Below are 12,923 nucleotides of genomic sequence, written 5' to 3'. Positions count from 1 at the left end.
GATCATCTCCCTTATCCCTATTTTAATAAATTGTAGGGAGGGACTCCAATCCGATTAGGGGGCCTTAGAGAAAGTGCGTGATACAGGCCGACAAATGACCTTACTCATTAATTTTGGCGTTGTATCGTGTATTTTTGCGCGATAGCTTGCCCGAGCACTCCCTCTGCCGTTGTACCGCGCACATTTGCACGATACGCACCTATATCGATGTCAGAATCGGCGCGACGCTGCTATTTGACCTTCGCCGTGCCCGCGCCGAGCAAGCGTTCGACGGCCGCGGTCAGCGCCGCAGACGGCAGGACGCGGTAATAATCGTTCAGCGCCAGCGACTTGCGGTCGCGCTCGTAGAACAGAACCGTCTGCAGCGGCCCTTTGTGCTTGACGAGCAGCGCCTGCAAGTCCTTGAGCACGGAGGGCGCCTCATGCCCCTCGTCGATCCGCACGTAGAAGCGCTGCGACGCCGCTCCCCCATTGCCTCCGTTGACGCGCTCAGCGCCGGCCCGCGTCTTGTCGGGGGCCGACTTGACGACGGACGTCGCCCGGCGCGCGCCCTCAGCGGCGGCCGGCTTCGCTTCGGCCCGGTCCGAGCCGCGCGCGGCGTCGGCGCTCCGCTCGGACCGGCCGCCCCGGTAGCCGCCGCCTCTGCGCATGCGGGCCGCCTCGCGCTTCAGCGTGTCCGCCGACAGCGGCACGATCTCGTCCGCCAGCAGCTTGAAGTCCTCGTCGCCTTGCTGAAGCTTGGCCCGCACGAGCAGGAGCGCGCCTTTCCCCGCAAAAGCCGATGCGGTCTTCCAGACGGACGGGAACACGACGAGCTCGGCGCCCATGATGCGGTCCTCCAGCTCCAGAAACGCCATCGCCTGACCGCTCTTGGCCACGATCGGCTTGAGCGAGACGACCATGCCCGCCGTAACGACCTGCGCGCCGTCCTCCGCCTCCGCCAGGTCCGAGAGCCGGTCCAACCCCGCTTCCTCCCACAGCCCGTCGAAGACGTCTAGCGGATGACCGGAAAGGTACAGTCCCAGCAGCTCCCGCTCGAACTCGAGCGTCTGGGTCTGCGTATAGGGGGAAACCTCCGGCAGGTCCACCTCCCAGTTCGGCGCGTCGCCGAGATCGAACAGCTCCAGCTGCAGCTCTTCTTTTTCCTTGCGCCAGATCGCCGCAGCCTCGACGGATTCGTCAAGCGCCGCGAGCAGCTGCGCCCGGTGGCCGGGCAGCGCGTCCAGCGCGCCGCAGAGCAGCAGCGATTCGAGCACCCGCTTGTTGCAGGCGCGCGGATCGACCCGCCTGCACAGGTCGGACAGGCTGTCGAACGGCCGCTCGGCCCGCTCCTTCATGATGCTCTCGATCGCCTGCGTGCCGACGTTTTTGACGGCGGCAAGCCCGAAGCGGATGGCGTTGAACGAGCGGGCGGGATCGTCGGACGCCGCAATCGCCCGAGCCGAATCTTCGGACGCGGCGCCCGCGTCCCCCATCCCGTCTTGCCCGGCAGCCAGGGCCGTGCGCACCGGCGTGAACAGCACCCGGCTCTCGTTCACGTCCGGCGGCAGTACGGGAATGCCCATGCGACGGCATTCGTCGACGTATTCCGCGGTTTTACGCTGATTGCCGATGATCGAGGTGAGCATGGACGCCATGAACGGGACAGGATAGTGGGCCTTCAGGTATGCCGTCTGGAAGGCGAGCACGCCGTAAGCGGCGGCGTGGGCCCGCGGGAATCCGTAGTCGGCGAAGCGCAGGATCATGTCGTAAACACGATTCGCCTCGTCGTCGGTATAGCCCTGCCCCAGGCTGCCCCGCACGAAATGCGCGCGCTGCTCATCGAGAATCTCCCGCTTCTTTTTGCCGACCGCCCGTCGCAGCAGATCGGCTTCGCCGAGCGAAAAGCCCGCCATCCGGGAAGCGATCTGCATGATCTGCTCCTGATAGACGATGATGCCGTACGTATCACGCAGGATCGGCTCGAGATCCGGTTGCGGATATTCGGCCGCAACTTCGCCGTGCATAGTCTTGATGAACTGCGGGATGAAGTCCATCGGCCCGGGCCGGTACAGCGCCACGACGGACACGATGTCCTCGAACGTCCTCGGCTTCATGTCGCGCAGCACCCGCCGTATGCCAGCGGACTCCATCTGGAAGACGCCGGTCGTGTCGCCGCGGCCGAGCAGCTCGTACGTCGCCGGATCGTCGTACGGAATCTCCTCCCAGCGCAGCGCCTTGCCCGTCGACTCGAGCACGCTCTGCATCGCGCGTTCGATAATCGACAGGTTGCGCAGGCCGAGGAAGTCCATCTTGAGCAGGCCGACCGCCTCGAGATGCTCCATCGAATACTGCGTCAGCGGCACGCCCTCCGCGCCTTCCTGCAGCGGCACGTAGTCCGTGAGCGGCTCGGAGGAGATGACGACGCCGGCGGCATGCGTCGATGCGTGGCGGGGCATCCCCTCCGCGCGCCTGGCCATCGCGATCAGATCCGCGATCGGGCCGCCCTTCTCCGTCAAGGCGCGGAAATCGGGATTGTCTCTCGCGGCCCGCTCGATGGACATTCCCGGCATGCCGGGAATGAGCTTGGCCGCCCGGTCCACGTCCCCGTACGGCAGGTTCAGGACGCGTCCGACGTCGCGCACCGCGGCGCGGGCCGCGAGCGTGCCGAACGTGATGATCTGCGCGACGTGGCCGCTGCCGTACTTGGCTGCGACGTAGCGGATGACCTCGTCCCGGCGCTCGTCGCTGAAGTCGACGTCGATATCGGGCATGCTCACGCGCTCCGGGTTCAGGAAGCGTTCGAACAGCAGCTTGTGCTTGAGCGGATCGACGTCCGTGATGCGCAGGCTGTAGGCGACGATGCTGCCTGCCGACGAGCCGCGTCCCGGCCCTACCGCGATGCCTTGCTCGCGCGCGTAGCGGATGAAGTCCCAGACGATCAGAAAATAGTCGCTGAAGCCCATCCGGGCGATGACGCCGAGCTCGTAGCGCAGCCGCGCCTCGGCCTCCGCGGCAATCGCGCCAGCCGATGTTGCCTCCGGCTCGCCGTACCGTTCCCGCAAACCGGCCAGGCATAGCTCCTCCAGATAGGTCTCCGCGGTCATCCCTTCGGGGATCGGCGAAAATTTCGGCAAAATATGCGCCCCGAGATCGATCTCCAGCTCGCACCGGTCCGCGATCAGCGCCGTGTTCGCCACCGCCTCCGGCCGATGCCGGAACAAGGCGGACATCTCCTCCCCGCTCTTCATGTACAGCTGCGAGGTGCCGATCCGGAACCGGTCCTGGTCGTCGACCGTCTTGCCGGTGCCGATGCAGATGAGCACGTCCTGCAGAACGTGATCCTCCTCGTTCAAATAGTGCGAATCGTTGGTCGCGGCGAGCGGGATGCCCAGCTCGTCCGCCAGCTTCAGCGTGCCTGCGGCGATGCGCTTCTGATCGGTCAGGCCATGGTCCTGGATCTCGAGAAAGTAGTCCTCGCCGAACAGCTCCCGATACTTAAGCGCCGTCTGCCGCGCCTCGGCGTCCCGGCCGTGCAGCAGATGCTGGGACAGCTCGCTGCTCATGCAGCCGCTCAGACAGATCAATCCTTCGGCATGCCTCGACAGCGCCTCGAAGTCGATGCGCGGACGATAATGAAAGCCCTCGAGATGTCCGATCGAGCTCAGCTTCATCAGATTGCGGTAGCCGGCGGCGTTCTTCGCGATCAGCGTCAAATGGTAGATCGGCTGGTCGCGCCGCGACGCCTTCTCCAGCCGCGAGCCTGAGGCAACGTAGGCCTCCATGCCGATGATCGGCTTGATCCCCCGCTCGCGGCAGGCTTTGTAAAAGGGTATCGCCCCGTACATGACGCCGTGGTCGGTAAGCGCCAGCGCCGTCATGCCGAGCTCGGCCGCACGCGCCGTCATGTCCTTGATGCGCGAAGCCCCGTCCAGCAGGCTGTATTCGCTATGATTATGAAGATGGACGAATCCGCACATCGCCATGCCTCCCCGTGTTCCCGTTTTTGTTCCCATTAATCGAATTGTATCATATCGGCGCGGGCACGTCCCATACATATAAGTATAGGAGGGGATGGACATGAACCGCGTCTACGCGCATGCGGTGCTCGATTTCTGTATCGCCTTCGGCGTGGTGCTCGGCGGAGCGATGCTGGCCGGCATGGCGGCGCTGTTCCTCTGGCGTCCGCCGGCCGAGACGGTGCTGGAGATCGCGAGCCGCATCAAGATCTGGGCGGTCGTCGTCGCCGTCGGAGGCTCGATCGATCCGATCCGCGTCATCGAAGCGAACGTGATGGAGGGGTACTTGTCGCCGGCCGTTCAGCAGATCGGCTATATCGTCTGCGCGTTTCTCGGCGCGCACCTGGCGACCGAGCTGGTGCAGTGGTTGTGCAGAAATCCGGGGTGAGAAAATGAGGGTACCCGCGTTTTCGAGGTACGGACGGGGCATGCAGGCGGCCGCTTTTTTCCTGTGCGGGATGATCGTGGGCGCGGCGGTTTACAGCGCGCTCGTGCTCGACCAGACGAACCGGATCGTCCTGCACAACTACGAGCTCAAGGAGCAGGCGGAGCTGGCCGAGCAGCAGGCGAGGCAAAAAGAAAAGCCGAACGCGGGCGAGACGGTCATCTCGAGCATCGTGCTGTACGTGAACGAAGCGCCCGGCCGGGAGCCGCTCGACGCCGTCACGGAGAGCGCGCTCAAGGAACGGCTCATGACGAGCCTGAAGCGCAGCTTCATCGGGAGGAAAATCTACGATATCGGCTCCGACGCGGCGCTCGCCCGCAGCCTGCTGGACGGCGCCGTCTATCCGGATATCGAAAAGAAAGATTATACCGTGCATATCCGCACGGCGCTGGCGGCCGACGGCCGGCTGACGATATGGGCGGAAGCCGCGCCGCTGCTCAGACGCTGAGCGCAGGCGCATTCATTCGGCGCGGCGAATATGGTACAATGAGGAACAATTCGCTACATAAGGAGCTGCCCCCCTTTGTCCAATCTCGAAGCGATCCTGTCCTGGATCTTCGGCATCGCGATCCTCGTCACGCTGATTCTGTCCGTCGGCTTCAGCTTCCGTTCGCGTCGCAGCGCCGATCCGACGCAGCGCGGTCTGATGGCCGCACGGATGAACATATGCCTCGGCATTATGCTGATCGCGCTGGCGCTGCTGCAGATGTTCGTCTACAGCGGCTCGACGCTCCGCGTCATCGTCGGCGCGGTCTTCCTCGTGCTCGGCCTCTTCAACCTGTTCGCGGGCATGCGCAATCACGCCTTTTTTACGAAGCGTCGATCGTCTGCGCAGTGATCATCGCCTTGGCCATGACCTCCCCGTCCGCGAGCGCGGCGGTGACCTCCAGCTTGAGATGGCGCCGGCTCGCCTCAATGAGATGCGGCCGGATCGCAAGCTGCGCGTCGATCGGAATCGTCCGCAAATAGTAGACCGTCATATTTTCGACGATATGCTCGTGACGGCCGAGATCGGCAGCCATTCTGGCGACCGCCTGCTGCATAAGCATCGTCAGCACGCCCTCCGACAGCGTGCCGAGCGCCCCCGACATCTGAGGGGTCACGAGGCCGGTGAACGACTGACGCCCTTCCGCGTCCCGTTCCTCCGAAAAACCCGCCCATACGAGCGCATCGAACGTCTCGCCGAGCTGCTCGGGGCGGTTGGCGAACTGCATCGCCCGCAGCAGCTCGGCCCGGCTGACGGCGCCCGCGAGCTTGCGCTGGCGGTCGACGACGGGCAGCAGCTCGATGCCCTCGGTCACCATCCGGTGCGCGGCCGACGCGATCGGCGTGTTCATCGTGACCGTCATCGGCCTGCGCGTCATGAGCTTGTCCACCGATTGGTCCGGCGGGCGGCCGACGACGTCCTTGGACGTCACCATGCCGACGACGCGATTCCACTCGTCGACGACCGGGAAGCGCGAGTAGCCGGTCTCGGCGCTCGTCTTCAGGAAGTCGGCCACGGTCGCGGACTGCTTGAGCGAGCCGACCTTGGCCGTCGGCTCGACAAGATCCGCGATCATCATGATTTTCCGCTTAATGAGCCGGTCGTACATGGCCCGATTGATCATCGAGGCCACCGTAAACGTGTCGTGCTTGCAGGTCAGAATGGGGAGCTGGCGGTCGTCCGCCAGCTCCTTCACGTCCTCGCTCGTCCCGAATCCGCCGGTGACGAGCACGCCCGCCCCATGGGCGAGCGCGATGCGGTGCGCGCCTTCGCGATTGCCGACGATGAGCAGGCTGCCCGCGTCGATATAGCCCGTCATCTCGTCCAGCTCCATCGCGCCGATGACGAGCTTGTGCAGCGTCTTGTCGAGCCCCTCCCCGCCACCGAGCAGGCTGCCCTGGACGATCTCGAGCACCTCGGCGAACGTGAGCTGCTCGGGATGACTGCGCCGCTTCCGGCCGACCCGGACCGTCCCGATCCGCTCCTTCGTGCTGACATAGCCCGCCAGCCCCGCTTCTTTAAGCGCGCGGTAGGCCGTTCCTTCGGACACATCCCTGTCCTTCGCCATTTGCCGCACCGAGATGCGCGTGCCGATCGGCAGATCCCTTATGTATTCGAGCAGCTGCTCGTGCTTCGTTAACTCTTCTCCGGCATGATCGTTGCCCGCCATTTCCGACGCCTCTCTTTTCCAATCGTATCGAATGCAGTGGGCAAAAACAGGAAAACGATTTAAAGTATATACATACACTGCCTTCGCCCTCAATGTAGCACAGCGACCGCAGCCTAGTCGAGCCAAGCGCCAAAAGGAGAACTACCGTTCATGCAAGATTTCGTTTCATTCCTCCGGCAGGACCTGCTTATCTCCATTCCGCAGACCTTTACCGTTATATGGCTGACGCTTGCCGCGCTCGGCTTGCAGCCGGCCCGACGCTGGCTGCGAATCGGCGCGCTCGCCGTCGTCAATTCCGTCTTTACGGACCTGTTTTTCCACCTCGTTCCAACACCCATGCATGTGCTGAATTCCGTCGCGAGCACGACGCTCATGCTGTTCCTCTTGTTCAAGGACGTCGGTGCGAAAAAGAAACTGATGATCCTGCTGCTGTCCTACGTCATCAGTTCCCTGAACGATCTGGCCGTATACTATTTGTACGGAGCCGTGTACGGCGATGCCGACAAGGCGCGCATACTGGATGACTTCCCGGCATTCGCGTCGTGCCTGTATCCGGTGCTGCTCATTCAATGGTTCGTCGCTGCCTTCGTCGGCCCCCGGGCCGTCCGCTGGTTCGACAGCCTGCGCGCGGCCGGCGGTTACATTCGCCGCAACGGACTCGTTCGCGTGCTCGTCTGCCTTTTGCTCCAGCTTTTTGCGGGCAGCGGCGTCCTGCTGGGCCGCGCCATTCCCGGCGAATACGAGCGATACGCCTTTTTCGACTACCTGTTCTACGCGACGGTGCTGCTCTCGCTGCCCACCTTGTACTTCGTGATCTGGCTCATCGACCGTACGCGGCAGGACACGGTGCTGTCCACCCAGGAGCACTATATCGACCAGATCAGCGGTATGTTCACATCGATTCGGGGTCAGCGGCACGATTACCTCAATCATATCCAGGTCATGCATACGATGCTGCAGCTCGGCAAGCTCTCGGAGCTCAAGGCCTACATGTCGGACGTCGTCAAAGAAACGCACGAGGTCGGCGATATCGTTCAGCACGACATTCCCGCGGTAGGCGCGCTGCTGAAGGCGAAGACGGCCGTCGCGCTGAGCCTGGGAATCGACTTCGACAGCGACTTCGCTGGCCCCTGGAACCCGCGATCGCCCGTCAAGGTCATCGATATCGTGAAAATCGCGGGCAATCTGATCGACAACGCCTTCGACGAAGTCGTCAAACTGCCGGCCGGCGAGCGCCGGGTGCGCGCGTCCTTCCGGCTGTCCGACGGCTATCTGGAGTTGACCGTGTCCAATCCCGGACCGCCCATCAGCGAGGCGGCGCGGGCGCGTCTGTTCGAGCCCGGATTTTCGACCAAGCCGGGAGTCGACCGGGGGCTCGGACTGCCGATCGTCCGCGAGCGCGTCGCCCACTATGACGGTACGCTGACGGTCCATTCGGACGAGAAGCGCGGCACCGTGTTCCAGGTCCGGCTGCCGCAAAAAGCCGCCCAGTTGTCCTGAGCGGCTAGATCCTCGCGGCTTCCGGCCGCGCCCTCGCGCGGCGAATCGGCTAGAACAGCAGCAGCCAGCCTATCGAAAAAAGGACGACATACCCGGCTATGGACAGCAGCACCGCCGCGAAGCTGTCCTTGCGCTCCACCTCGTGCAGCTCCAGCGCGTGAATGACCAGAACGAGCAGGCTGAGCAGCAGCAGCCCGCCCGTCAACGCCAGCGACAGCCTGACCGACAGAAACGCCGCGAGCGCCGAGACGAGATAGCCCGCCCCGAACAGAAGCTGCGAGCTCCCTTGATAAGTGACGATCTCGATCCAGGCGCGCTTGCGCCGGCCCAGACGGTTGCCTACGGCAGACAGAGATGCCGTCAAGGCAAGCAGCGACAACAGGCCGAGCAGCAGCAGCTTGAGCGCCAGCCCTGCGCTGAACAGTCGGCTCACGAAGAGAACGGAAAAAAACGACATCGCATGCTCGACCCGGTTCTGAACCGCGAGCACCCAAATATAAAATCCGGCGACCGACGCGGCCGCCCCGATCAAGCCGAGCGGCAGGTCTTCGGCGCCGCGCAGCGCAAGCGCCGCCGACGGATTGCGCACAAGCGCCAGCAGCAGCCGCGGGTTCGCGGAAAATCGATCCCGGCTCATTTTCATCAACCTCCCCGACCATTCAAACGTTCCGCTTAAAAAGCGCTGGTTCCCTTTTTCGACGCGAGTCGCCCGATTCCCTCCGAAAACAGAAAAAATGCGAGTGACTCAGCTTAAGCCGAATCCCCGCATCATTTGAACAAAATTTGCGACATACAGCCCGGGAGCGAAGCGCGCAAGCGCGCGCTGCCTGCCGTCGGACCTGATCCGCTCTCTAAAGCCCGCGTCGAGCAGCAGCGCCTCGGCGAGATCAGCGGCCACGCCAAGCGACTCCTGCGCATACAGCAGTCCCGTCAGGCTGTGCTCGATGAACGTCCGAACGCCGTCCGAGTCGGCCGCAACGACCGGGCACCGGCACAGCATCGCTTCGCCTACCGCATAACCGAAGCCTTCCAATATGGACGTCGACGCGAGCAAGCCGCCGGAATCTCCGATGATCGAATAATAATCCGACATGACGAGGTTCGGGACGTTCGAATGTCTCCTGATGACGGGGGCAAGGCCGGATAACGAAGCCATTCGCTCGAAGGCCGCCTGCTCCTCCGGTTGATTCAGCGTGGCATCTTCGAACGTCCACAGATGCACGTCGTGACCGCGGCGTCTAAGTTCCGCGCCGATCTGCAGATAAGCACGCCAGTTTTTATTCGGCTCGATGCGGCCGACCCAGCCGACGATCGGGCTCGAATGGATCGGAACGGGGTGATAGCCGAATCGCTCGACATCGAGCGGATTGTCGAAACAAAACTGCGGTATGTCGCTGAACATGCCCCCGAACAGCTCGATCAGATGCGAGGTTTGCGGATAGACGAGTCCGTTGGCATAGGCGCGCAACCAGGTCGCCCCGCCAAGCAGCGCCTCTACCGCCTGCTGCCGCGTTCCGAGTCCTTGGGCCTCGAACAGCATCGTTCCGGCGAAGCCGAGCCTGCGCATCCGCTCCAGTCCGAAGAAATCGTTCGAGACGACCACCGCGTCGAACTGTCCCTCCTGCAGCAGCTGCCTCATTCCGTCGTCCTCGTTCGTAACATAGATCGGCACGCCGCTCGTATTATTCTGAAGGCCCGCCCCGGGCAGCTGGTAATGCAAGCGGCAGTCGACGCCGTGACGGATCAGCGCCTCCGCCCGCAGACGATTAAGCGTCTCCATCCCGCCGCTCGGCAGCAGGTAAGAAAATAATACGCGCATCCGTATCCCTCCCGTTCGGTCGCACGCCATAGCTTATGAGCGTCCGGTCCGCAACGATTGGTCAAGCGTCCCCTCTTCTCAAAAAAGTAACGATAGCAGCGCCTGTCGGCGTTTGTTCAAAATAAGCCGAACGCCAAAAACCTCCTTTTCCGCCGCATGGATGCGGTGAAAAGAAGGCCGGTCTGCGCCGGATCGCTCCGGTCAGATTTTTAACTCCCCGAGCTTAATCAGCTCAACGACCGCTTGTGAACGACCTTTGACGTTCAGCTTTTGCATGACGTTTGTAGTGTGTTTTCAAGTACACATAAATAAAGAGATTGAAAACTGTCCAGGACTCTCTACCCGTCGCTGCTGCTGTTCAATTATAGATTCGTAATGACATCGACTTCCCCGGCTTTATTAACCGTGATTTGCTGTATAAGGCGAGTCAACAGGAGTCGGGTCATTTCAATGTCGTCGTAATTTTTCATTTTCGTCAGATCGGTGAGACTCTGCTTCATCTGCTTGTGCGTCTTCTCTATGTTCGCTTCTTGTTGTTGATGGGCATTTATGATGTCGAGACGTTTCCCGTCTTCCTCGATCTCTTTCTCGTACTGCACCTTTTCGAATTCGTACTGGCCGGTATCTATCTCCCCGAGCATGTTCTGCCGGCGGATCTCGAATAAGAGCCTACGGTTGTCTTCAATGCGCTTCTCAAGCTTCTTTTTCTCTTTCTCCATATCCTTGCCTGCCAGCCCGATCGACAGAGCTTCCGGATCCTGCTCGTACACTTTTAGACGTGCCCGAACCTCTTCCAAAATCATCTTCATTAAATCATCGCGGAAGTCGAAATACGGAAGCCATTTGTCGTTGCTGCAACCTTTGGCGCCGACGCGGCGACGCCTGGAGCACATAAGGTATCTGTATTCGGTTCCGGATTTGTTGTTTGTTTTGCTCGCCATCGTGACCATGGCTGAGCCGCATTCGGCGCAAAAGATCATCTTAGCGAATACATTCACGAAGGACCGCCGGCCACCGCGGGCTCCTCCCCCTCGGATTAATCGGATGTCTTGCGCTTCCTTGAACAGCTCAGGCGAAATGATCGCTTCGTGCGTCTGGAAATCGGTCTTCTCCCACTCCGACTTTGGCTTCTGGACGAGCTTCTTGCCTCGGTCCATAAGATCGGCCAGATCGTTGTAAGTGACTTCGACGGTGTGCCGGCCGAAAACGTTGAAGCCTGTGTAGTTTTCATTTTGAAGAATACGTTGTACAGCCGTGAGCCCCCACAAGCCGCCTTTATAGGAAGGGATAGGGAGGCGCCCGCCATCTTCACCATTTATATAATTGACGATCGATTTCTCGCCCATGCCACGATTGACGTACAGGTCGTAAATCATCCTGACGATCTCGGCCTGCTCGGGAACAACATCTAGCGTTTTCCTTCCATCCCGGACAACCTTTTTATATCCATACGGAGGTATGGAGCCGATATAGTTGCCCTTGGCGGCCGATTGACGGATACCGCGGCGCGACGACGTGCTGATGTCGCCGCTTGTGTTTTGGTTGACCACCGACTTAATGCCGAACAGCAGCTCATCGTCCTTTACTCCCGAGTCGTATCCGTCCTCAATCGAGATCACGCGCACTTTAAGCGCATTGACGAGGATTCGCTTTAGCGATATTGCATCCAGCGCATCCCGGCTAAAGCGAGAGAGTGACGTAAAAAAGAGGGTGCGAACGTCGCCCCTCTTCGCATCCGCGATCATCCTTTGAACATCGTCACGCGCTACAATGCTTGTAGCCGAATCGCGGTCTTCGTAAATTTGTTCAATTTCCATGCCCAAAGTTGCGGACCGTTCACGTATAAATGCTTCTTGGTGTTCGGGACTGTCCTTCTGCGAGTCTTTCATAGTAGAAACACGAACGTATCCTCTTACGCCTTTAGTGATCATTACACATTTCCCCCGAAGTGTGTTTGTTCAGAACCTCGTCTAAATTGTGAGCAATCATTCCGTTTTTATCCAGTATTTTCGACCATTCGGCTTTTACCAATTTATTTATAACGGCTTGGGGATCCGTGCCTTTATGAATCAGATTTATTCGATAGGGCTTTTTCTTCTCCACGATCGCATCACCTGATCTATTTTATGAGCAGGGGCTTGGTCATGTTGCCCCTGCTTCGTCAATTGGTTTTTGGATCGCTTAACTTGCCGCTCGATCCGTTCGCAGTAGGACTTGCGCGCTGCCGGCGCATCGACGTTATGAATAGCTGCTCGTGCTGAAGGGATTAACGTGCGTCCGCAGAATGATGTGCGCGCGGTCGACCCATGGGAGATGAAGAGTGTTTAAAAAGTGAAGCCCCGGCGCATTCGGCAGCCGGGGCTCATTTTATAAGTTCCCTTTCTGACTTTCTCTTATCGCCTCATAAAATGCATGGCTTGCGTTCTGACCGCGAAGGAGGTCAATTAACGATTTTTGATATGATCCAATCTTTAACTTGTTGAGCCACAATCTCAATTGGTGTGCTACTTGTATCCACAATAGGTATCTGTAAAGCGGTTGCCTCTTGGTACATCCCTTGGGCGGCATGCAATGCCACGTTTAAGTTATTCCCCTCTTTCCATACACCGCCCCGTTCTTCTAGCCGAATGGTCCGAACACTGTCATTGCAGTGGAGGAGCAGCTTACAAACGGGGGAGAACATAGCATAATCTTCACAAAGCTCTGGTTGGTAAGCATAAGGAATGCTTCCGAAAAGGATCGTGTGGTTACCGCAACGCGAATTGAAATAAACGATTCGCAACCACAGGTTGCAAGCGGCTTGAAAGTTGTTATTTTCAACAAGATCGTCCATATCATATACATTAAATCCCTTGCCCAGCAATTTACTTACAACGGGTACTACCGTGGTCTTGCCGGCTCCACTAAGGCCAGCAACTAGAAATAGAGGAATAGGTATCGTCCATTCTTTTCTCCATTCCATATCCCCACCTCTCCTTTCAAGTGTAAGATTATAAAAAGCTTCC

Annotated in this window: 10 protein-coding genes and 1 pseudogene; 4 read left to right on the top strand and 7 right to left on the bottom strand. The window is 60.1% G+C overall.

Annotated features, from left to right (window positions below; all coding sequences use genetic code 11):
* Window positions 1–230: 230 nt before the first annotated feature.
* The gene (locus tag KVT38_RS15145) at window positions 231–3,959 is read right to left on the bottom strand and encodes a DNA polymerase III subunit alpha (RefSeq protein WP_217594564.1); all 3,729 of its coding nucleotides are present in this window, start codon (window positions 3,957–3,959) and stop codon (window positions 231–233) included.
* 100 nt (window positions 3,960–4,059) lie between these two features.
* On the opposite strand from KVT38_RS15145, the gene KVT38_RS15140 reads away from it, so the two are divergent.
* The 3 genes from KVT38_RS15140 to KVT38_RS15130 all read left to right on the top strand — a co-directional run bounded on the left by KVT38_RS15140 (window position 4,060) and on the right by KVT38_RS15130 (window position 5,281).
* Window positions 4,060–4,386, top strand: coding sequence for a YtrH family sporulation protein (locus tag KVT38_RS15140; RefSeq protein WP_217594563.1), 327 nt, complete (start codon window positions 4,060–4,062; stop codon window positions 4,384–4,386).
* 4 nt (window positions 4,387–4,390) lie between these two features.
* Complete coding sequence (locus tag KVT38_RS15135) at window positions 4,391–4,891, top strand: sporulation membrane protein YtrI (RefSeq protein WP_217594562.1); 501 nt, start codon at window positions 4,391–4,393, stop codon at window positions 4,889–4,891.
* 75 nt (window positions 4,892–4,966) lie between these two features.
* On the top strand, window positions 4,967–5,281 hold the full coding sequence (locus tag KVT38_RS15130; RefSeq protein WP_217594561.1) for a YtpI family protein: 315 nt from the start codon (window positions 4,967–4,969) through the stop codon (window positions 5,279–5,281).
* Here the strand turns inward: KVT38_RS15130 and KVT38_RS15125 are convergent.
* On the bottom strand, window positions 5,253–6,599 hold the full coding sequence (locus KVT38_RS15125) for a DRTGG domain-containing protein (protein ID WP_217594560.1): 1,347 nt from the start codon (window positions 6,597–6,599) through the stop codon (window positions 5,253–5,255). The two genes, KVT38_RS15130 and KVT38_RS15125, sit on opposite strands and share 29 nt — an antisense overlap.
* Window positions 6,600–6,749: 150 nt before the next feature.
* On the opposite strand from KVT38_RS15125, the gene KVT38_RS15120 reads away from it, so the two are divergent.
* Window positions 6,750–8,099, top strand: coding sequence for a sensor histidine kinase (locus tag KVT38_RS15120; RefSeq protein WP_217594559.1), 1,350 nt, complete (start codon window positions 6,750–6,752; stop codon window positions 8,097–8,099).
* Between the two features lie 49 nt (window positions 8,100–8,148).
* Here KVT38_RS15120 and KVT38_RS15115 read toward each other — a convergent pair whose 3' ends face one another.
* The 5 genes and pseudogenes from KVT38_RS15115 to KVT38_RS15100 form a co-directional block, all read right to left on the bottom strand.
* Window positions 8,149–8,736, bottom strand: coding sequence for a hypothetical protein (locus tag KVT38_RS15115; protein ID WP_217594558.1), 588 nt, complete (start codon window positions 8,734–8,736; stop codon window positions 8,149–8,151).
* A gap of 108 nt (window positions 8,737–8,844) precedes the next feature.
* Complete coding sequence (locus KVT38_RS15110; protein WP_217594557.1) at window positions 8,845–9,918, bottom strand: glycosyltransferase family 4 protein; 1,074 nt, start codon at window positions 9,916–9,918, stop codon at window positions 8,845–8,847.
* A 201-nt stretch (window positions 9,919–10,119) separates the two neighbouring features.
* A pseudogene (locus KVT38_RS34785) lies at window positions 10,120–10,209 on the bottom strand (helix-turn-helix domain-containing protein); the annotation flags it as partial.
* A gap of 71 nt (window positions 10,210–10,280) precedes the next feature.
* Entirely contained in the window at window positions 10,281–11,849 is a 1,569-nt protein-coding gene (locus KVT38_RS15105) for a recombinase family protein (RefSeq protein ID WP_217594556.1), read from the bottom strand.
* Window positions 11,850–12,358: 509 nt separating this feature from the next.
* Entirely contained in the window at window positions 12,359–12,880 is a 522-nt protein-coding gene (locus KVT38_RS15100; protein WP_217594555.1) for an AAA family ATPase, read from the bottom strand.
* Window positions 12,881–12,923 lie beyond the last annotated feature (43 nt).

This window comes from Cohnella sp. GbtcB17 (assembly GCF_019091135.1).
GTDB lineage: Bacteria > Bacillota > Bacilli > Paenibacillales > Paenibacillaceae > Cohnella.
This window is presented reverse-complemented; position numbering and strand designations above follow the sequence as displayed.

What these genes read in the sequence shown, in the direction of transcription:
- KVT38_RS15145 (WP_217594564.1), bottom strand. Translation starts at nt 3,959, where the DNA reads ATGTGCGGATTCGTCCATCTTCATAATCATAGCGAATACAGCCTGCTG.
- KVT38_RS15140 (WP_217594563.1), top strand. Translation starts at nt 4,060, where the DNA reads ATGAACCGCGTCTACGCGCATGCGGTGCTCGATTTCTGTATCGCCTTC.
- KVT38_RS15135 (WP_217594562.1), top strand. Translation starts at nt 4,391, where the DNA reads ATGAGGGTACCCGCGTTTTCGAGGTACGGACGGGGCATGCAGGCGGCC.
- KVT38_RS15125 (WP_217594560.1), bottom strand. Translation starts at nt 6,599, where the DNA reads ATGGCGGGCAACGATCATGCCGGAGAAGAGTTAACGAAGCACGAGCAG.
- KVT38_RS15120 (WP_217594559.1), top strand. Translation starts at nt 6,750, where the DNA reads ATGCAAGATTTCGTTTCATTCCTCCGGCAGGACCTGCTTATCTCCATT.
- KVT38_RS15115 (WP_217594558.1), bottom strand. Translation starts at nt 8,736, where the DNA reads ATGAGCCGGGATCGATTTTCCGCGAACCCGCGGCTGCTGCTGGCGCTT.
- KVT38_RS15110 (WP_217594557.1), bottom strand. Translation starts at nt 9,918, where the DNA reads ATGCGCGTATTATTTTCTTACCTGCTGCCGAGCGGCGGGATGGAGACG.
- KVT38_RS15105 (WP_217594556.1), bottom strand. Translation starts at nt 11,849, where the DNA reads ATGATCACTAAAGGCGTAAGAGGATACGTTCGTGTTTCTACTATGAAA.
- KVT38_RS15100 (WP_217594555.1), bottom strand. Translation starts at nt 12,880, where the DNA reads ATGGAATGGAGAAAAGAATGGACGATACCTATTCCTCTATTTCTAGTT.